Annotated in this window: 20 protein-coding genes; 10 read left to right on the top strand and 10 right to left on the bottom strand. The window is 61.2% G+C overall.

Annotated elements, in window-relative coordinates; translation table 11 throughout:
• Positions 1-114: 114 nt before the first annotated feature.
• The gene (locus tag AAEZ06_RS02290; protein ID WP_003194418.1) at positions 115-594 is read right to left on the bottom strand and encodes an Lrp/AsnC family transcriptional regulator; all 480 of its coding nucleotides are present in this window, start codon (positions 592-594) and stop codon (positions 115-117) included.
• A 418-nt stretch (positions 595-1,012) separates the two neighbouring features.
• Between AAEZ06_RS02290 and AAEZ06_RS02285 the strand changes: the two genes are divergently transcribed.
• Complete coding sequence (locus AAEZ06_RS02285; protein ID WP_149414728.1) at positions 1,013-2,059, top strand: DUF6515 family protein; 1,047 nt, start codon at positions 1,013-1,015, stop codon at positions 2,057-2,059.
• Here the strand turns inward: AAEZ06_RS02285 and AAEZ06_RS02280 are convergent.
• Together AAEZ06_RS02280 and pmcY are read right to left on the bottom strand one after the other, a co-directional pair.
• A complete protein-coding gene (locus tag AAEZ06_RS02280) occupies positions 2,056-2,949 on the bottom strand; it encodes a cation diffusion facilitator family transporter (RefSeq protein WP_350612681.1) in 894 nt (297 codons plus the stop codon). The genes AAEZ06_RS02285 and AAEZ06_RS02280 overlap by 4 nt on opposite strands.
• 16 nt (positions 2,950-2,965) lie before the next feature.
• Positions 2,966-3,385 carry a periplasmic Zn2+ metallochaperone PmcY gene (pmcY, locus tag AAEZ06_RS02275; protein WP_133100039.1) on the bottom strand — a complete coding sequence of 140 codons (420 nt, stop codon included), beginning with the start codon at positions 3,383-3,385 and terminating at the stop codon, positions 2,966-2,968.
• A 189-nt stretch (positions 3,386-3,574) separates the two neighbouring features.
• Between pmcY and hrpB the strand changes: the two genes are divergently transcribed.
• Entirely contained in the window at positions 3,575-6,082 is a 2,508-nt protein-coding gene (gene hrpB / locus AAEZ06_RS02270; RefSeq protein WP_350612679.1) for an ATP-dependent helicase HrpB, read from the top strand.
• 2 nt (positions 6,083-6,084) lie between these two features.
• Here hrpB and AAEZ06_RS02265 read toward each other — a convergent pair whose 3' ends face one another.
• Positions 6,085-7,173, bottom strand: a complete 1,089-nt coding sequence (locus AAEZ06_RS02265) for an endonuclease/exonuclease/phosphatase family protein (RefSeq protein ID WP_149410746.1) — start codon at positions 7,171-7,173, stop codon at positions 6,085-6,087.
• Between the two features lie 73 nt (positions 7,174-7,246).
• Positions 7,247-7,909: a YciC family protein gene (locus tag AAEZ06_RS02260; RefSeq protein ID WP_149410747.1), complete on the bottom strand. Its 663-nt coding sequence runs from the start codon at positions 7,907-7,909 to the stop codon at positions 7,247-7,249.
• A 168-nt stretch (positions 7,910-8,077) separates the two neighbouring features.
• Between AAEZ06_RS02260 and AAEZ06_RS02255 the strand changes: the two genes are divergently transcribed.
• The 3 genes from AAEZ06_RS02255 to AAEZ06_RS02245 all read left to right on the top strand — a co-directional run bounded on the left by AAEZ06_RS02255 (position 8,078) and on the right by AAEZ06_RS02245 (position 10,076).
• Positions 8,078-8,824: a DUF2076 domain-containing protein gene (locus AAEZ06_RS02255; RefSeq protein ID WP_149410748.1), complete on the top strand. Its 747-nt coding sequence runs from the start codon at positions 8,078-8,080 to the stop codon at positions 8,822-8,824.
• 129 nt (positions 8,825-8,953) lie between these two features.
• Entirely contained in the window at positions 8,954-9,430 is a 477-nt protein-coding gene (locus tag AAEZ06_RS02250) for an NYN domain-containing protein (RefSeq protein WP_017476223.1), read from the top strand.
• Between the two features lie 34 nt (positions 9,431-9,464).
• Entirely contained in the window at positions 9,465-10,076 is a 612-nt protein-coding gene (locus AAEZ06_RS02245) for a 3'-5' exonuclease (protein ID WP_149410749.1), read from the top strand.
• Between the two features lie 100 nt (positions 10,077-10,176).
• On the opposite strand, the gene AAEZ06_RS02240 is transcribed toward AAEZ06_RS02245, so the two are convergent.
• Positions 10,177-10,638: an Lrp/AsnC family transcriptional regulator gene (locus AAEZ06_RS02240; protein WP_133100033.1), complete on the bottom strand. Its 462-nt coding sequence runs from the start codon at positions 10,636-10,638 to the stop codon at positions 10,177-10,179.
• Between the two features lie 160 nt (positions 10,639-10,798).
• Between AAEZ06_RS02240 and yedA the strand changes: the two genes are divergently transcribed.
• Both yedA and rhlE1 read left to right on the top strand, forming a co-directional pair.
• Entirely contained in the window at positions 10,799-11,695 is an 897-nt protein-coding gene (gene yedA / locus AAEZ06_RS02235) for a drug/metabolite exporter YedA (RefSeq protein WP_149410750.1), read from the top strand.
• Positions 11,696-11,743: 48 nt separating this feature from the next.
• A complete protein-coding gene (gene rhlE1, locus AAEZ06_RS02230; protein WP_350612674.1) occupies positions 11,744-13,075 on the top strand; it encodes an RNA helicase RhlE1 in 1,332 nt (443 codons plus the stop codon).
• Positions 13,076-13,201: 126 nt separating this feature from the next.
• Here rhlE1 and AAEZ06_RS02225 read toward each other — a convergent pair whose 3' ends face one another.
• Positions 13,202-14,437 carry a TIGR03862 family flavoprotein gene (locus tag AAEZ06_RS02225; RefSeq protein WP_350612672.1) on the bottom strand — a complete coding sequence of 412 codons (1,236 nt, stop codon included), beginning with the start codon at positions 14,435-14,437 and terminating at the stop codon, positions 13,202-13,204.
• Between the two features lie 172 nt (positions 14,438-14,609).
• The gene (locus AAEZ06_RS02220) at positions 14,610-15,530 is read right to left on the bottom strand and encodes a histone deacetylase family protein (protein ID WP_149410753.1); all 921 of its coding nucleotides are present in this window, start codon (positions 15,528-15,530) and stop codon (positions 14,610-14,612) included.
• Between the two features lie 75 nt (positions 15,531-15,605).
• Between AAEZ06_RS02220 and AAEZ06_RS02215 the strand changes: the two genes are divergently transcribed.
• The 3 genes from AAEZ06_RS02215 to AAEZ06_RS02205 all read left to right on the top strand — a co-directional run bounded on the left by AAEZ06_RS02215 (position 15,606) and on the right by AAEZ06_RS02205 (position 17,713).
• On the top strand, positions 15,606-16,175 hold the full coding sequence (locus tag AAEZ06_RS02215) for a GNAT family N-acetyltransferase (RefSeq protein WP_350612670.1): 570 nt from the start codon (positions 15,606-15,608) through the stop codon (positions 16,173-16,175).
• A gap of 78 nt (positions 16,176-16,253) precedes the next feature.
• A complete protein-coding gene (gene tesB, locus AAEZ06_RS02210; RefSeq protein WP_133100027.1) occupies positions 16,254-17,123 on the top strand; it encodes an acyl-CoA thioesterase II in 870 nt (289 codons plus the stop codon).
• The gene (locus AAEZ06_RS02205) at positions 17,120-17,713 is read left to right on the top strand and encodes an HAD family hydrolase (protein ID WP_149410755.1); all 594 of its coding nucleotides are present in this window, start codon (positions 17,120-17,122) and stop codon (positions 17,711-17,713) included. Before tesB ends, AAEZ06_RS02205 begins: the two co-directional genes overlap by 4 nt.
• Before the next feature lie 6 nt (positions 17,714-17,719).
• Here AAEZ06_RS02205 and AAEZ06_RS02200 read toward each other — a convergent pair whose 3' ends face one another.
• Positions 17,720-18,694 (bottom strand): alpha/beta hydrolase, encoded by a 975-nt coding sequence (locus tag AAEZ06_RS02200; RefSeq protein WP_350612668.1) that lies wholly within the window; start codon positions 18,692-18,694, stop codon positions 17,720-17,722.
• Positions 18,695-19,579: a KPN_02809 family neutral zinc metallopeptidase gene (ypfJ, locus tag AAEZ06_RS02195; protein ID WP_149410757.1), complete on the bottom strand. Its 885-nt coding sequence runs from the start codon at positions 19,577-19,579 to the stop codon at positions 18,695-18,697.

The raw sequence follows: 19,579 nt of genomic DNA, 5'->3' as shown, positions 1-19,579 counted from the left end.
CATCGAACATCTCCAGCAGGGGCAGGGCGGCGAGTATACGCCAGGGCAACACGCTCAATGTTGACCTGCGTCGGTCTGCCGCAGGCTAAGACGCGGTCAATGTGGGAGCTGGCCTTAGGTGCGCAGGTGGGTCAGCGGCAACTCGGTGCTGTTCAATACCTGATTCAACACAAAGCTCGACCGCACGCTGGTGACGCCTTCAATTCGGGTCAAATGCCCCAGCAGCAGTTTCTGATAATGATCCATATCCGGCACCACCACCTTCAACTGATAGTCGGCATCCATCCCGGTCACCAGGCTGCATTCCAGTACTTGGGGCAAGGTGCGGATGGCCGCTTCGAAGTTCTCGAAACGTTCGGGTGTGTGTCGGTCCATGCCGATCAGTACGTAGGCCGTCAGGCTCAGCCCGAGCATCTTGCGGTCCAGCAAGGCGACCTGGCGGGCAATGTAGCCGTCGTCTTCCAGCTGCTTGACCCGCCGTGAGCAGGGCGAAGGCGACAGTCCGATACGCTCGGCCAACTCCTGGTTGGAGATCCTCGCGTCGCGCTGCAATTCCGCCAAAATACTCAGGTCGTATCGGTCAAGTTTGCTCATGGGGCTGGCCTTTGTCATAACTATTGCGGTTAATTATCTATCCAGGGTTAAAAATTGCGCAAGCGATGTTTATTGACGCAATCTTCGCAATCATCTGTCGGAGTCTCAGGCCTATGATTACCAACAGAATCACTGCCCGGACATAGAGTCCACTGCAGCCCGCCGAATCAGGCCAGCTGCGGCCGCCAACCCCACAGGGTTGTCCCGGCCCCCGGGCTGCACACTGTCCACAAGACGGCGTGAGATGAGCCAACGTCAAAAGCGTTGAGCCAGGACGAAGTTCTCAAGGGGCGACCGACGGGTCGCCCCTTTTTATGTGTGCTGGCGAAAATTGTTCTCGTGACTGATAACCTGTTGCAGAACCGGGCGGGGCTTTTTCAGTCTCATCTACAGGCCCTAATCCGCAGTGAGGAATAGCATGAAGCGCGTCTGGCGTTTGGCAGGTGTTGGTTTGCTGTTGGTCACCGTTGGCGCGCAGGTCATGGCCGACGAGCGAGATAATTCACCGCGCCAGGGGCAAGGCCCGCAGGGCGGTGGCGGGGGGCAACATGAGCGAGGCCAGGAAGGCGGGCGGCCGGGCAACAATCAGCCACGTCCTGAGAACAACACACCTCGCCCGGAAAATAATCAGCCGCGCCCCCAGAACCAGCATTTTGACCGTGGAGGTCAGAATGGTCAGGGGCAAGGCCGTCCTCAAGGCAATGAGCAGCCTCGGCCAGCACCTCAGCCGGGCAACAACTTCCCGATCCAGGGACGTCCTGACTCGGTGCGCCAAACCCAGCAACCCCGGCCCGGCAGCGACCGTGACATTCCCCGGCGCAACGACGGTAACCAGCATTGGGAAGCTGGCGGCCCCGGCTCACGGCCTGGCTACAACGGCCACTCCAATGACAACCGCTGGCCGGGCCGTCCCGATGGGCATGGCAACGGTTGGGGCCCTGGGCCGCAACATCGTCCCGGCTACATGGTGGATCGGTTCCCCGACCGCAACTACCGCGTGCCCTATCGTGGCCAGGATTACTTTTTCTCCGGTGGTTACTGGTACCGTCCGCAAGGCCCGCGCTACATAATAGTGACGCCGCCGTACGGGATACGGGTGCATTACCTGCCGGACTATGCGCGGGAAGTGTGGGTTGGCAGTGCGCTGTTTTTCCTTGCCGCCGGTGCCTATTACACCTACGAGACCAGCAGCCAGCAGTACGTAGTGGTGCAACCGCCAGTGGCGAGCCTGCCACCGCAGCCGGCGCCACAGGGCAACGGTTATGATGTGGTTGCGTATCCCGGCAACGGCCAAACGCCGGAACAGGTGCAGCAGGATGGCTACGATTGTTATCGCTGGGCCGTGCAACAGAGCGGCTTCGACCCTCGTACCGTCACCTATGCTCCGGCGCCTGCGGTGGTGCAAACCTATCGCCAGGCCCAGGGCAACTGCCTGAGCAGTCGCGGCTATCAGGTGACCTACTAGGCCTTGGCATCCGTCACCACTTCCTGTGGATCGGCGTGCACCAGTACTTCGGCCCGTGGGTAGGCTTGATGGATGGCATCGGCGGCCTGGTCGCTGATGCCGTGGGCCACTGTCAGAGTCAACTCTCCCGGCAATTCCAGATGCAGCTGCACAAACCAGTGGCTGCCGGAAATCCGCGTGCGCAAGTCATGGGCACCGAGTACGCCTGGCACGCTGCAGGCCAGCTCCAGCATGTGCTGGCTGACGTTCGCAGGCAGTTCCTCATCCATCAGCACCGCGAAGCTTTCCCGGGCGATCTGGATCGCACTCCACAAAATATAGGCGGCGATGCCCAGGCCAAACCAGGCGTCCACTTGATGAAAGCCAAACCCAGCCAGTACCAGCGCCACGAGGATGCTGCCGTTGAGCAGCAAGTCGGAGCGGTAATGCAGCGAATCGGCGCGCACCGCATTCGAACCGGTATCGCGAATCACCCGGTGTTGCAGAATCAGCAACGCTACCGTCAGCGCCAGGGAAAGAAGAATCACCGCAATGCTTAGCCATGGCGCGCCCACCGGCTCCGGATGCTGCAAGCGTGCGAAGGCCTGAAAGGCGATCAGCACCGCACTGCCCGCAATAAACAGCGCCTGGGCCATGCCGGAAAGAGATTCGGCCTTGCCATGGCCATAACGGTGATCGTCATCGGCTGGGCGCAAGGCGTAATGCACCGCCAGCAAGTTGAGCAGCGAGGTCACGCCATCGAGCAGCGAGTCCGTCAGCCCGGCGAGCATGCTCACCGAACCGCTCAGCCACCAGGCGATGGCTTTGGTGATAATCAGCACACAGGCCACACCGACTGAGGCGCGGGTAGCCAGGCGCAACAGCCGGGCGTGTTCGGGACTGCTGGTCATAAGTTGATCAAATCCTTCAGGCGGCGGGTTGCAGGCCAAGCATGGCCAGTTGTTCAACGCTGCCCTTGAACTGGATCAGGCGCGGGTCGGTCAGTGGCAGGTGGCGGCCCAGTTCAGTCTGGATGATGGTTTGCAGCTTGGCGTTATCAACTTTGCCGTCGGCGCCAATGGCTTCCTGAAGTTTTTCAGGCGCTACTTGGGCGGTCTTGCCTGGCTCCAGGTAGATGGCGCCGGTGGCGAAGTCGATACCGAAGGCGATCAGGCCGGGGATCACGTAGAACAGCAGGCCGACTGCATCGAGCACGGCAATCGCCGGGTCGATCTTGCCGTCGATCTGGCCACGGCGGTCGGGGTAGAAAATCGAACCGCAGGCCGTCAACTGGCTCAGCAGGGTGGCGGCCAGAACACCGCCGATGACACGGGAAGCAATACGCATGGAACTCTCCTGAATAAGCGCTGGACGTAACGATAACGCGTGCCGCCTGAATGTGCGCGGCGCTCTCGCGTTTTTCGCGAGCAAGAACTGGTCGTCCCCCTCGCTCCAAGTGAAGGGGCAGCGTCGATGAGACCGCCACCGACACCCGGCCGTTCGCCGTTATACTCGCCGCTCTGCTTTGGAGCCAGTATGAATTCGTTGCCAATCGATGATGTTTTACCCGCCCTGCGTGAAGCCTTGGCGACGCGTCATGAAGCCGTGCTCGAAGCACCACCCGGCGCCGGTAAAACCACGCGGGTGCCGTTGGCGCTGTTAAATGAGACCTGGCTGGCCGGGCAAACCATTCTGATGCTTGAACCGCGGCGCCTGGCGGCGCGTGCGGCAGCCGAACGGCTGGCCAGCGAGTTGGGTGAAAAAGTCGGTGAAACTGTCGGCTACCGCATCCGCCTGGACAGTAAAGTCGGCCCCAACACCCGCATCGAAGTGGTCACCGAAGGCATCCTCACCCGCCGCTTGCAGGACGACCCGGCGCTGGAAGGCGTAGGCCTGCTGATCTTCGATGAATTCCACGAACGCAGTCTCGACGCTGACCTGGCGCTGGCCTTGAGCCTCAATGGCCGCGACTTGTTTCGCGACGAGCAGCCGCTGAAAATTTTGCTGATGTCCGCCACCCTGGAAGGCGAACGCCTGGCTGCTCTGCTGGACGACGCCCCGATCCTGCGCAGCGAAGGACGCATGTACCCGGTGCAAATGCGCTGGGGTCGCCCCTTCCAGCCCGGTGAATTTATCGAGCCGCGGCTGGTGCAGGCCATCCTCGAAGCCCTGAATGACGAAACCGGCAGTGTGCTGGTGTTCCTGCCGGGGCAGGCGGAGATTCGGCGGGTCAATCAACAGTTGGCCGACGCCTTGGGTGATCGCGGCGACGTGTTGCTATGCCCGCTGCATGGCGAACTGGACCTGGCGGCGCAGCGGTCGGCCATCGACCCGGCGCCACCTGGCAAGCGCAAGGTGGTACTGGCCACCAACATCGCCGAGACCAGCCTGACCATCAATGGTGTGCGGGTAGTAATTGACGCGGGGCTGGCGCGGGTGCCTCGCTTCGATCCGGGCAGCGGCATGACGCGCCTGGACACCCAGCGTATTTCCCGTGCCAGCGCCACCCAGCGCGCCGGTCGGGCAGGGCGGTTGGAACCAGGCGTGTGTTATCGGCTGTGGTCCCAGGATCAGCACGAAGCGTTGGCGGCGTATGCCAGTGCAGAAATCCTTCAGGCGGACTTGTCTGGATTGGCCCTGCAATTGGCGCGCTGGGGCGTGATGCCCGCGCAGTTGGTCTGGCTCGACGTACCACCGACTGCCGCTTATGCACAGGCCCAGGATTTGCTTGAACGTCTCGGGGCATTGAGTGAAAACACGTTGACGGCCCATGGCCAGAAAATGGCCGGGTTGCCGGCTCATCCACGCATCGCTCATCTGCTGTTGCGCGGTCAGGATCTGGGGCTGGCAAACATGGCCTGTGATGTGGCGGCGCTGTTGGGCGAGCGCGATATCTTGCGCGGTGCCGGGGCGGATTTGCACAGTCGCCTGGCGTTGTTGTCTGGCGAAGAACGGGCCCGTGGCACTCAAGGCGGCGTGCAGCGTGCCAAGCAGTTGGCGCGGCAATATCGCGGTTACTTGCGCGGCAAGGCCGAACAAGCGGTCGCCGACCCCGAGCATCCGCGCTGGCTCGGCGCCTTGCTGGCCCTGGCTTACCCGGATCGCGTCGCTCAACAACGTCGCGCCGGCGGTGCCGAATACCGCCTGGCCAATGGCCGCGCCGCGCTGTTTGCCGAAGCCGACAGCCTGATGAAACAGCCGTGGCTGGTGATTGCCGATCTGGGCAGTCGCCAGGGCCAGCGTGAAGAGCGGATTTACCTGGCGGCGGACTTCGATCCGGCGTTGTTCGATTCGGTATTGGCCGAACAGGTGCGCTGCGTCGATCAATTGGATTGGGATGAGCGCGAAGGTGTGCTGCGCGCCGAACGCCAGCGCAAGGTTGGCGAACTGGTGCTCAGCCGTGAGCCGCTGACCGGTCTGGACGAAGCCGCTCGCAGCCAAGCGCTGGTCAACCTGGTGCGGCGCAAGGGCCTGGAGCTACTGCCCTGGACCCCGGAGCTGCGCCAGTGGCAGGCGCGGGTGATGCTGCTGCGCCACCTGGACGACGGTAAGGTCAGTGAGTGGCCCGATGTCAGCGACAGCGCCTTGCTTGCCAGCCTGGAGCATTGGTTGATGCCATACCTGGGCAAGGTCTCGCGCCTGAGCCATTTTGCCAATCTGGATGTATCCAGCTTCCTCCACAATCTTCTGCCCTGGCCGTTGCCGCAACGCCTGGACGAACTGGCGCCCCATCATCTGAAAGTGCCATCGGGCTCATCAGTGCGTTTGGACTACAGCGAGCAACCACCGATCCTGGCAGTGCGGTTGCAGGAGTTGTTCGGGTTGGCCGACACCCCGCGTATTGCGGGCGGGCGGCAAGTGGTTAAGTTGCACCTGTTGTCGCCAGCGCGAAGGCCGGTGCAGGTGACTCAGGACCTGGCGAACTTCTGGCGTAGTACTTATGCCGAGGTGAAGAAGGATTTGAAAGGGCGGTATCCCAAGCATTATTGGCCGGATGACCCGCTGGTGGCGCAGGCGACGGCGCGGATCAAACCGAGAAAGTAATGTTACTGCGCCGCCGGCAACAGAAATCGCCCGATCACCGGCAGATGATTGGAGATGCGTAACGTATCGTCCTGCCGCACATGGGCATTTACCCGTTTAATTCGCGAGCTGTAGAACAGATAGTCGAGCGTGCGATCCGGCCCATCCACGCTTGGGTCATTGGGAACGTGGGTCAGCCACTTGGCGCGATCAATGCCACTGGATTCGCTGTTGCTGGGGATCATTGGGTACTTTTCCCACAACAGATGCAGCTCACTGTCCGGTGAGTATTGCCCACGTTTACCCGCATCCAGACGCAGGAATTGCCCCAGGGGCAGTAAATTGAAGTCGCCGCCAATCAACCACGACGTGCCGCGGCTTTCGAGTTTATCCAGCAGTTTGACCGTTACCTGCACTTGATCCTGCACGACGCGGTGCCCAGGGGCGGTGCTGTCCAGCCGAGTATTGAGCACTGCCAACTGGCCACCGTCGTTCAACGGCAGATAGCTCAACAACAGTGCCGGCTTGGGCTGGAATTGACGGCTGATCAGGTTGGCTGATGCCACGGGTAATTGCAGGCGTTCGGCGTGTTCGATCTGGTAGCGACTGAGGGTCACCAGTTTGCGGCCAACGCTGCCGAAAATATGCAGGTCCGGGACAAAGTCGGCCTTCCAGTCGAAGGCCTGGACGCTGCAGGGATAGAGGTCGACGAGGCGTTCCTGGAGCAGGGTCAACTGGTCTTGATAGTGAGAGGGCTTGGCGCCTTCGTCCAGCTCCTGCAACAGCAGGATGTCCGGTTGTTCGTCACGGATCACCCGTGCCACTTCGTCGAGGCTGAACGCCATGTCTTCGACGGTGGGGCGGTCGTCCGGGCCGCTGCCGTCTGGAGTGTCATACCAGAATACATAGCGCTTGCCGGCCAGGTATTGCACGTTCCAGGTCATTACCTTGATTGCCTGGCCCGGTAGCAGCGTCGGCGCGCGGGGTGCGACGCAGCGAACGGGCAATGTTTCCTTGTCGCCGGGGCGCCAGGTTAGGCTGTAAATCAAGGCTGTCAGCAGGCCCGCCAGGATCAGCAGGCCCAGCAGGGTGATACGCAGTAAACGGGTCATCGGCTCGGCTTATGGCGTTCCAGGACAGGCACGGAGCATAACCGAGAGCTGCACGAGAGCCCAAGGGCTCATGTCATTGCGCGTCGGCGTCGCCACCGATCAACATAAACAAGCGAAACAGCACCACGCTGGTAAACAACTGCAGGAAGCTGTGGGCGCTGTCGATCAGCACCGCCAGCATCGGGTTTTGCGGGTCTGGGTAGACCGCCACGCTGGCGCCCTTGAGCAGCCACAGCGGGGTCATCACACACAGCAGGCAGACCAGAATGAGCAGGAAATGCCCACGGGTCAGGCGAAAGCTTTCCTTCATCGCCGCCAGCGCCGGCATCCCGCGCAGCACCAGCAAATATTCGGCGAAGGCCAGGGTGACCATCAGCCACAACCCCGGCAGGAAGTACATGGACAGGCCCAGCAGAATCAGCAGCGTACTCAAGGCCGTCAACAGCGCAAAGCGCGGCCATAGGGACAGGGCCATGGCCAGCACGTCCAGGGTTCGCGGCGATTCGCCACGGCTGCGGGCGTCGAGGAACAAAATCAGTGCCGCCGTGTACAGCGGGTACACCAGCAACCCGACCACCACGCTGTAGCCGGGGAATGCGTCAGGCCCCAGCGAGTGATCGAGCACCTGTTGCAGCAGGGCCTCCAGAATCACCAGCGGTAGGCACAACTGAACGATGGCGCCCAGGTTACGCTGGAAAAAAAAGAAAGAGTCACGCAGCACGTTTAACGGATTCATCAGGGTCATCACAGGCCGAAAAAGCAGGGGGACACTTTAACCGATCACCGGCAAACGTAAACCTTGAGTAAAGACCATTGAAACCTTCCCAGGCCGCTCCATTACTAGGTAGTGCCATGCCCCATCGGGTAGGGCGAAGATTTCTACCGGCAATCTAACGAGGACGTCATGAACAGCGAAGAGCAAACCCTGATTGATGGACTGTTTTCACGGTTGCAGCAAGCCGAAACGGACTCAGCCCCCCGCGACGCCCAGGCAGAAGCGCGGATCAAGGAGCACATCACTCGCCAACCCGCCGCCGGGTATTTCATGACCCAGGCGATTCTGGTGCAAGAGGCTGCCATCAAGAGCCTCCACGCGCAGAACAAGCAGCAGGCGCAACAGGTCCAGCAATTGCAGGAGGAACTGCAACGGGCCAAGGCCCAGACGGCGCCGACGGCACAGAGCAGCGGCGGCTTCCTGTCGAGCATCTTCGGTGGCGGTTCCCGTGACCCGCAACCGGCACAGAGTGCTCCGGCATCTTCGGGCGGCGGCTGGCGTGAACCGACGCGCCCGGGATTTAATAGCCAACCGGCGCCACAACAGAACTTCGCCACCGCGCAGCAGAACTATCAACAGCCCCAGCAAGCGGCGCCCATGGGCGGTGGCTTTCTCGGCGGCGCACTGAAAACCGCCGCCGGCGTGGCCGGTGGTGTGATGCTGGCCCAAGGCATCAGCAGCCTGTTCAGCCATAACCAGCAACCGCAGGTGGTGGAAGAAATTGTTCGTGAAGAGCCCGCGCCCGCGAGCGACAGCGGCAATGATGAACAGCGCTTCGCTGGCAACGACAGCGATGGCAACGATTCGGATGGTTTCGCCGACAGCGGTTATTCCGACGATTCCTCCTCCTTTGGCGACGACGATTCTTTCGTCTGACGCACACTAATGCGGGGCGCTTCGTCGCCTCGGACTGATTTTTCTCGGAAACTGCCTGCTGACTGGCATACTGACCGCCTTTCCGGGCCTTTGAGTCTGGGGTCCATGTTGGTGTCATGAGGATTTTCGGTGAAAAAAATTGCAGTGTTCGCCGATGTGCAAAACCTCTATTACACCGTGCGCCAAGCGTACGGCTGTCACTTCAACTACGCCGCCCTGTGGGCTGACATCAGCCAGCGCGGCCAGATCGTCGAGGCGTACGCCTATGCCATCGACCGTGGCGACAGCAAGCAGCAGCAATTTCAGCAGATCCTGCGCAACCTCGGTTTCACCGTGAAGCTCAAGCCCTACATCCAACGCAGCGATGGCTCGGCCAAAGGCGATTGGGATGTGGGCATCACCATCGATATTATGGACGCCGCCGCCCATGTCGACGAAGTGGTGCTGGCCTCCGGCGATGGCGATTTCGATATGCTGCTGGACCGCATCATCAACAAGCACGGCGTCGAAGCCGTGGCCTACGGCGTGCCGGGGCTGACGGCCAACTCATTGATACGCGCCGCCAGCCGCTACGTGCCGATTGAAGGCGCGTTGTTGCTCAAATAGCTGAAACTGATTTTTTGACGGAGTTGGAACAGGTTTGGAACGTATAGCGGTCATCGACTTTGAAACCACCGGCATTACCCCAAGCAGCTACTGCCGGGCCACGGAAATTGCCGTGGTCATCCTGGAGCGGGGCCAGATCGTGGACCGCTACCAGAGCCTGATGAACGCCGGCGTGCGCGTGCCAGGCTTTATCGAGCAACTGACCGGCATCAGCAACGCCATGCTACGCACTGCGCCATCGGCCGAGCAGGTGATGAACGAGGTCAATGAGTTCGTCGGTATCACGCCGTTGCTGGCTCACAACGCCTCGTTCGACAAACGATTCTGGGACTACGAACTGGGCTTGATCAAACGCACTCGCCTGCAAAACTTCGCCTGCTCCCTGCTGTTGGCCCGCCGCCTGATGCCAGCGGCGCCGAACCATAAGCTCGGCACCTTGACCTCCTTCGCCCAATTGCCCCACACCGGCAAGGCTCACCGGGCCATGGCCGATGCGGAAATGGCGGCGAACCTCACCACTTACCTGGCCGAGGAACTGCGCGGCAAGCACGGGTTGCGGGAGCTGTCCCATGATCTGCTGTGCAGCCTGCAGAAAGTACCAGCGGCGAAGATGGGTGAGCATTTGAAGAAGCATCGCGGGTTTTAAACACTGCGGTGAGGTTACTGGCCACCTTCGAGGGCAGGAGTTGGTCGCAGTTGTCGAGCCTTGGCGAAGCTACGTAGGCCGCACTGGCGATCTTTACTGCTCAGCCCCCATTCTTCCCATTTCCTTCCAACTGCCCCAACGGTACCCGCCGCTCTATCGCGCTGGACAGGATGATCGACGTCTTGCTGAAGCCGAATTGGGCGATGCGGTTGATCAGGTTTTCCAGCTCTGGCATCGAGCCCACCGCCGCTTGCATGATCACGCACGGGTCGCCGGTGACGCGGTGGCATTCGGTCAGTTCGGGGATTTTGCCCAGGGCGTCGTAGACCTTTTGGCTGCCGTGGTTGGTCAAGCGCAGTTCGATCACACATTGGATCGGCAGGCCCACCTTGGACAGGTCGACCTTGGCCTGGTAGCCGGTGATCACGCCACTGGCTTCCAGCTTGGCCACGCGCTCGGCGACGGCGGGGGCGGAGAGGTTTACGGTGCGGGCCAGTTGCGCGTAGGTGGCGCGGCCATCCTCCAGCAGGGCGCTGAGGAGCATGCGGTCGTATCTGTCCATGATAAGGCTCTGGTAAGGCGTGGCTTTCGAAAGCATGGTTTATAGCGCTGATAACCATGCTTTGAAAAGTGTATGGGCGCTTTAAACAGGTTTTGTAACTTATGTTTAATGCCCGGCTTTTTTAGAATAAACCTCCCTTGCCCTGCCTTAGAGCTGCCCCATGCCTGGCCCACGTCGCTTTCCCTTACCGTTGATTGCCGCTTTTTTTGCGTTGTATGTGATCTGGGGTTCTACCTACCTGGTGATTCGTATCGGTGTTGAGTACTGGCCGCCGCTGTTGCTGGCCGGGATTCGTTTCGTCACGGCGGGCGCCTTGATGTATGGCTTTTTGCGCTGGCGTGGGGTGCCAGCACCGACCTGGGTACAGTGGAAGGCTGCCGGCAAGATCGGCATCTTGCTGCTGACCTTCGGCAACGGCGCGGTCAGTGTCGCCGAGCACTCGGGCGTGACCTCCGGGGTCGCGGCGCTGGCGGTGGCGACGGTGCCTTTGTTTACTCTGCTCTGCGGTTATTTCTGGGGCGCGCGTAATACCCGTCTGGAGTGGGCCGGGGTGGCGCTGGGGATTATTGGCATCGCCATGCTCAACATGGGCTCGAACCTGCAATCGAGTCCGAGCGGCGCCGCCTTGTTGATTTTCGCTGCGGCCGCTTGGGCTTTCGGTTCGGTGTGGAGCAAGCACTTGCCGCTGCCCCAGGGCGGCATGGCCAGCGCGGCCGAAATGCTGATCGCCGGGGTGGTGCTGTTGATCGGTAGCGCGCTCAAGGGCGAACACCTGGAAGCGATACCGCCGGTGGAAGGTTGGCTGGCCCTGGCTTACTTGACCGTGTTCGGCTCGATCATCGCCTTCAACGCCTATATGTACCTGTTGAAAAACGTGCGTCCGGCTGCCGCCACCAGCTATGCCTACGTCAACCCTGCGGTAGCGGTGTTGCTGGGGATTGTGTTTGTCGGCGAGACCATCGGTATGGAAGAGGCTTTGGCAATGTTAGTGATCATCAGCGCCGTGCTGCTGATCAGCCTGCCACAGTGGCGTAGGCCCAAACTGGATTTAGGGTAAACTGCGGCGCATTGCGACCTTGCTCTGACTTTTTCCTACGGTACTTCCATGACTTTCGCCACCCTTGGCCTGATCGAACCCTTGCTGCGCGCCCTTGAGACGCTTGGCTACCAGACCCCGACGCCGGTGCAGGCGCAAGCCATTCCGGCGGTGCTGGCCGGACGCGACCTGATGGCCGCAGCCCAGACCGGCACCGGTAAGACTGCCGGTTTCGCGGTACCGCTGTTGCAGTTGCTGGCGATGGAAGGACCAAAAGTCAGCGCCAACTCGGTGCGCGCTCTGATCCTGGTGCCAACCCGCGAGCTGGCCGAGCAGGTTCATGCAAGCGTTGCACAGTACGCAGAAAACCTGCCGCTGAGCACTTACGCGGTGTACGGCGGCGTCAGCATCAACCCGCAAATGATGAAGCTGCGCAAAGGTGTCGACGTGCTGGTGGCCACGCCGGGCCGCTTGCTGGACTTGTTCCGCCAGAAAGCGCTGAAGTTCAGCCAGTTGCAAACCCTGGTGCTGGATGAAGCCGACCGCATGCTCGACCTGGGCTTCTCCGAAGAACTGTCGAACATCTACCGCGTGCTGCCGAAAAAGCGCCAGACCCTGCTGTTTTCCGCGACCTTCTCCGATGATATCCGCCTGCTGGCTGGGCAGATGCTCAACGACCCGCTGAGCATCGAAGTCAGCCCGCGCAACGTCGCCGCCAACACTGTCAAGCAATGGGTGGTGCCGGTGGACAAGAAGCGCAAGGCTGAGTTGTTCGTGCATTTGATGCGCAAGGGCAAGTGGAAGCAGGTGCTGGTGTTCGCCAAGACCCGCAAAGGCGTGGACGAGTTGGTGGAAAAACTCCAGGGCCTGGGCATCAACGCCGACGGTATCCATGGCGACAAGCCTCAGGCAACCCGCCAGCGTGCGCTGGACCGCTTCAAGGCCAGCGAAGTGCAGATCCTGGTGGCCACCGACGTGGCGGCCCGGGGCCTGGATATTGAAGACTTGCCGATGGTGGTCAACTTTGACCTGCCAATCGTTGCCGAGGATTACATCCACCGCATCGGCCGTACCGGTCGTGCGGGCAACACCGGTGAGGCGATTTCCCTGGTGTGTGCCGATGAAGTGAACATGCTGTCGGCCATCGAGATGTTGACTCGCCAGACCCTGACTCGCCACATGGAGCAAGACTTCGAGCCAGAGCACCGCGTGCCGGATACCGATGCCAGTGGCCAAGTGGTGAAGAAACCGAAAAAGCCGAAGAAACCCAATACGTCCGGTGGCAGCAAACGCAACCTGGGCAAGTGGGTGGAGAGTGGGGAAGTGTCGGTGGCGCCGCCTTCGCTCAAGCCGGTGCGCAAGGTGCCTGCGTTTAATACCGGGCCGCGTAAGAAGAAGTAAGGTCCTGTGACGAGGGGGCTTGCCCCCGTTGGGCTGCGCAGCAGCCCTAAAAAATGCTCCGGGATTTATCTGACACGCGGCGGTGAGCTTAATGGGGCTGCTTCGCAGCCCAACGGGGGCAAGTAATCAGCTAGCCTTCAACCACTCCAAAATACCCCGCCCAGCCGCCCGCCCACTGGCAAAACACCCCGTCAGCAGATAGCCGCCCGTCGGCGCTTCCCAGTCCAGCATTTCCCCTGCGCAAAATACTCCTGGCAGTTGCTTGAGCATCAGCCGTTCATCCAGCACTTCAAATGGCACACCGCCAGCGGTGCTGATGGCTTCGTCTATGGGCCGGGTTTTCACCAGTGTCAGGGGCAGCGCCTTGATGGCGAGCGCCAGCTGCGCTGGATCGGCAAACTGCTCGGCGGCTGCCAGCTCGCGTAATAGCGCGGCTTTCACCCCGTCCAGCCCGAGTTGGCTGTGCAAGTGCTTGCTCATCGACCGTGACCCACGAGGCTTGGCCAGTGCCGCCTGGACCTTGTCCAACGGCTTGCTCGGCAGCAGATCGATATGCACCGAGGCTGAGCCATCGTGATTGATCGCCTCACGAATTGGTGCCGACAGCGCGTAGATCAGGCTGCCTTCGATACCTGTGGCGGTGATCACGCATTCCCCAAGGCGAGGCTTGTCATCCGCCAGCCCGATGGCGACGTTTTTCAACGGCGAACCAGCGAATTTGCTGACCATCAACTCGCTCCAGGCGGACACCTCGAAACCGCAGTTGCTCGGTTGCAAGGGTGTGTAGGGGATGCCTTTATCTTCCAGCAGCTTGAGCCACGCACCGTCAGAGCCCAGCCGCGACCAGCTGCCGCCGCCCAGAGCCAGCAGCACCGCGTTACTGCGCAGGTTTTGGTCGCCCTCGGGGCTGTGGATAAGCAGGCTGCCGTCGGGATTCCAGCCCAGCCAGCGATGGCGGGTGTGGATAACTACCCCGTTGTCGCGCAAACGCTTGAGCCAGGCCCGCAGCAGCGGGGCGGCTTTCATGTCGGTAGGAAATACCCGGCCAGAACTGCCGACAAAGGTTTGAATGCCCAACCCATGAATCCATTCACACAAGGCCTCGGCACCGAACTGACGCAGCAATGGCGCCATATGCGGTGCCCGTTCGGCATAGCGGGACAAAAATGCCGGGTAGGCCTCGGAATGGGTGATGTTCATGCCGCCCACGCCCGCCAGCAGGAACTTGCGGCCCACCGACGGCATACCGTCATACAGATCGACCTTGACCCCGGCCTGGCTCAGCACTTCGGCAGCCATCAGCCCGGCAGGGCCGCCGCCGATGATGATGACGTGTGGAGACTGGGTTTGGGTCTGAGGCATGGGAGTGACTGCGGTTCGGCGAAGTAAGCCGAGCATTCTACCCGAGGACAGCAATACTGCCTGATCAAAAAACGTACAGTTTCCTGCAGGCTATGGGTTTTCTCGCTTACAGACGCTTTCACTCAGGTTATCCACAGGCAGTTCCACAGGCATTGTGGGTAACGAGCACATCTCAATGACAGCCTGATGACGTCCACACCCGCTGGGCACTGTGGTGCAAAATGCCGTGGCGGCGGGCCAGGGCAGGGCGATCCTTGCTGTAGCCACCGCCAATTACGCCGACCACCGGGATGTCGCGGCCAAGGCAATGGCGCATCACGCTTTCATCGCGGGCAGCTACGCCTTGGTCTGTCAGCTTGAGGTAACCGAGGGCGTCGTCCTTGTGCACATCGACGCCGGCGTCGTACAGAACAAGGTCGGGTTGGTAGAGGGGCAGCAGATAGTTGAGGGCATCGTCGACCACTTTGAGGTAGTCGCTATCGCCCATTCCCATGGGCAGCGGGATATCCCAATCGCTATGGGCCTTGCGCGCCGGGAAGTTTTTTTCACAGTGCAGGGACACGGTGATCGCGTCTGGAGTGTCGTGCAGGATACGGGCGGTGCCGTCGCCCTGGTGCACGTCGCAGTCGAAGATCAATACTCGGCTCACTCGGCCACTTTCCAGCAGGTAACGGCTGATCACCGCCAGGTCATTGAAGATGCAAAAGCCTGCCGGGTAATCGTAATGGGCGTGGTGAGTGCCACCCGCCAGATGACAGGCCAGCCCGTGTTCCAGGGCTTGTTCGGTGGCCAGCAGCGAGCCGCCCACCGCGCGCACGGTACGCCGGGCGAGGGCTTCGCTCCAGGGTAGGCCGAGGCGTCGTTGGTCTTCGCGGGACAACTCGCCGCTCATGTAACGTTCGATATACCCAGGTTCATGGGCCAGGGCGAGGATCTCGGGAGGGCACAGTTCGGGGCGCAGCAATTGGCTGTCCAGGGTCAGGCCGCTGTCCACCAAGTGATCGCGCAGCAGGCGGAATTTATCCATGGGAAAGCGGTGGTCCGCCGGGAACTCTGGGCTGTAGTCGTCGTGGTAGATCAGTGGCAAAGGCATGGCATTTTCTGACGGGAACCAGCGACGGATCTTACCAGCGCGTTACACTTACGCACATGGCAAGGGAGGGGAGCGATGGAGCCGATACTGGAGTTGGAAAGTGCACGTCTGGTGTTGCGCCAATGGAGCGACGCCGATTTGCCGGAGTTTGCGCGCATGTGCGCCGACCCGCAGGTGATGCGCTATTTTCCGGCTACCTTGAGCCGCCTGGAAAGCGCCGCGCTGATCGGGCGCATTCGTGGCCATTTTGCCGAGTATGGCTTTGGCCTGTGGGCGTTGCAGCGCAAGGACAGTGGCGAATTTATCGGCCTTACCGGGTTGTTGAATGTCGGCTTTGACGCCAACTTCACCCCAGCAGTGGAGATCGGCTGGCGCCTGGCCCGCGAACATTGGGGCCTGGGCTATGCCAGCGAAGCGGCCTGGACGGCGTTGCGCTGTGGTTTCGACCGGCTGAAGCTCGATGAGATTGTCGCTTTCACCACCCAGGCCAATTTGCCGTCACAGAAAGTCATGCAAGCCATCGGCATGCAGTACGATCGCTCGGCGGATTTTGAGCACCCCAAGGTCGCAGCCGATGATCTGCTGCGTCATCATGTGTTGTACCGCATCACCCGCGCCCAATGGTTGGATACGCTGCATGGATAAGCAGGCCGCCCGATGCTGAATGTTATCGACCGCCGCAGCCAAGACTGCGCGGAATTGCTCTGTGTGAGGAGAGTTTGAATGAGCCAAGTGTTGGAAGATCTGGTCGACTTGCTGACCCTGGAACAGATCGAGGAGAACCTCTTTCGCGGCCGCAGCCAGGACCTGGGCTTTCGCCAGCTGTTCGGCGGCCAAGTGCTGGGCCAATCGCTGTCGGCCGCCAGCCAGACTGTTGAAGAAGCGCGGCATGTGCATTCCCTGCACGGCTATTTCCTGCGTCCTGGAGATGCGTCGTTACCGGTGGTCTACCAGGTCGACCGGGTGCGTGATGGTGGCAGCTTCAGTACGCGCCGGGTGACGGCGATCCAGAAGGGCAACCCGATCTTCACTGCCAGCGCCTCGTTCCAGTACGACGAAGAAGGCTTCGAGCACCAGACGTCGATGCCCGTGGTGGTTGGCCCGGAAAATTTGCCCTCGGAGCTGGAGTTGACCCAGCAGCGCGCGCACCTGATCCCCGAACACATGCGCGAGAAGTTGCTGTGCCCCAAGCCCATCGAAGTGCGGCCGGTGACCGAGAAAGACCCCTATAACCCGCAGCCCTGCGACCCGATCAAGTACGTGTGGTTTCGCGCCGACGGCGCCCTGGCCGATTCGCCGGCGCTGCACAAATACCTGCTGGCCTATGCCTCGGACTTTGGCCTGCTGACCACTTCGTTGCTGCCCCACGGTAAAACGGTGTGGCAGAAAGACATGCAAGTCGCCAGTCTCGACCATGCGCTGTGGTTCCACGCCGACCTGCGTGCTGATGACTGGTTGCTTTACGCCATGGATAGCCCGTGGGCCGGCAATTCTCGAGGCTTCTCCCGTGGCAGCGTGTACAACCGTGCCGGCCAGTTGGTGGCGTCGGTGACACAGGAAGGTCTGATTCGTCATCGCAAGGATTGGGCATGAGCCTGGCTGAGGTTAAGCATTGGGTGTTCGACATGGACGGCACCCTTACGGTCGCGGTGCATGACTTTGCGGCGATCCGTGTGGCGTTGGGTATTCCTGCGACCGAAGACATCCTTACTCACCTGGCGGCGTTGCCGGCTGATATCGCGGCCGCCAAGCACGCCTGGTTGCTGGAGCACGAGCGGGAGTTGGCGCTCGGTTCGGTGGCGGCCGAGGGTGCAGTGGAGCTGGTACGGGAATTGGCTGAACGGGGTTGTCGTCTGGGCATCCTGACTCGCAATGCCCGTGAGTTGGCCCATGTGACGTTGCAAGCCATCGGCTTGGCGGACTGCTTTGCCGTGGAAGATGTGCTGGGCCGTGATGATGCACCGCCCAAGCCCGATCCAGGCGGCTTGTTGAAACTGGCCGAGGCCTGGGACGTATCTCCCGGCGAGATGGTGATGGTGGGCGATTACCGCTTCGACCTGGATTGCGGTCGTGCGGCAGGGACCAGGACCGTGCTGGTCAACCTGCCGGATAACCCGTGGCCAGAATTGGCGGATTGGCATGCCGAGGATTGTGGAGTTTTGCGCCGGATGATTAAGGCCTGACTGCTCCTACCTGAACAACACCGCCTGCCCCTCAGGCGACGTAAACATCCCATCCCCGTTATGCCCCACCCCAGGCACTTCAATCAGCGTGTGACCCAACTGTGGGTGGCGCTGCTTGAGGTAGTCGAAATAATTGTGCCCGCGAATCAGGCGGTACGCGCCCTGGGTCTCGGCGGCGCAGCTCTTGTCCAGCGCCGGGTGGTTGGGGTCGGTATCGTTCTGGCCCAACAGATAGGTGATGTTGCGTTTCACGTAAGTCTGTTCCAACTGCTTGGCACGTTGCCTTTTGGCGTAGGCCGGCAGGTTGTGCATGCCGTATTTCCAGTCATTGAAACCGGGGCAACTGGCCGGGTCGAACTTCACTGGGCGTTGCGCCGTGAAGTAGGCGTAGGACGCTGGGTTGGCGATCACATAACGCAGGCTGATTCCGGCGCTTTGCAGGGCCGGATGATCGTGACCGGTCAAGGCAAAACGCTGCACTACCTGGCCGCCGCCGGAATGCCCGGCCACTACGATTTCCTTCAGGGCCGGGAACAGCTTGCGGTTGCCCAAGTGCTGGATGATCTGGTCCAGCGCCCCGTAGGAGCTGATGTGGCAGGGGCCAACCGACGGCTCTCCGGCCATCCAGTCATTGCCGTGCCAGCGCAGGACCTGGTTGTCCAGTGGGTTGCGCTTGACGTCGGACTCATTGAGAAACTGCGGTGCAATCACCAGGGTGTTGGCGCTTTGTCCTGCATGCTCGGCGGCCTTTTCAGCGCTTTGCAGGTACGTCTGGGCGTTGCGCAGCCGACCATGGACGATGATCAGTGCACGAGTCACCTGTGGCAGCGGCTGGCGCCAGTCCTGGCTAAGGCCAAGACTGAGGTCGCCAGCATCCAGGTGAAACCGATCGGGGCTGATCACCTTGAACCCATGTTCGGCGGCCCAGGTGGAGGTGCATGTCATCAACAAACCCAGCAGCAACCCCAATCGTTTATTCATTTAAAGACTCTTGGCCGTGAAGGTGTCGCATTGAGTGATCTGGCCCTGGGCAAAGCCGGTCTTGAACCAGCGGACCCGTTGTGCCGAAGTACCGTGGGTGAAGGAGTCAGGGACTACACGGCCCTGGCCCTGTTGTTGCAAACGGTCATCGCCGATGGCATTGGCCGCGTTCAGCGCTTCTTCGATGTCGCCGGGTTCCAGCCAGTTCAGGCGTTTCTGCGCCCGGTTGGCCCATACTCCGGCAAAGCAGTCGGCTTGCAGCTCCTGGCGCACCAGCAGGCCGCCGTCGCCTTCCATCTGCCGGCCTTGTTGCCGCGCGGCCTGGATCTTCGACGAGATGCCCAGCAAGGTCTGCACATGGTGTCCGACTTCGTGAGCGATCACGTAGGCTTGGGCGAAGTCGCCGGCAGCCTTGAAGCGCTGGGACATTTCCCGGAAGAAGTCCAGGTCCAGGTAGACCTGCTGGTCGGCCGGGCAATAGAACGGACCGCTGGCAGACGTGGCGCCACCGCAGGCGGAGTTCACCCGGCCACGGAACAGGATCAATTTGGGATTCTTGTAGGCCAGGCCGTTTTCCTGGAACACCTGGGCCCAGGTGTCTTCGGTATCGCCCAATACGGCGCGGACGAAGTCGGCCTGTTCGTCATTGGCCGGCGGCGCCTGGCGCGTTTGCGGGCTGACTGAGGGCGCTTGCTCGGTGAGCTGGCCGCTGAGTTGGCCGAGGATCTGCATCGGGTCCTGGCCGGTCAGCCAGCCGATGCCGACGATCAGCACAATGGCCGTGAGGCTCAAGCCCTTGCCGCCACCAAAGCGCATGCCCCCACCGCCGCCGCCATCGCGGGCATCCACCACGTTGTCGCTGCGTCGGCCTTTTTTCCATAGCAT

It is taken from the genome of Pseudomonas sp. HY7a-MNA-CIBAN-0227, assembly GCF_040310325.1.
Taxonomy (GTDB): domain Bacteria; phylum Pseudomonadota; class Gammaproteobacteria; order Pseudomonadales; family Pseudomonadaceae; genus Aquipseudomonas.
The sequence above is the reverse complement of the archived record's forward strand: the minus strand, read 5'-3'. Positions and strand labels throughout refer to the sequence as shown.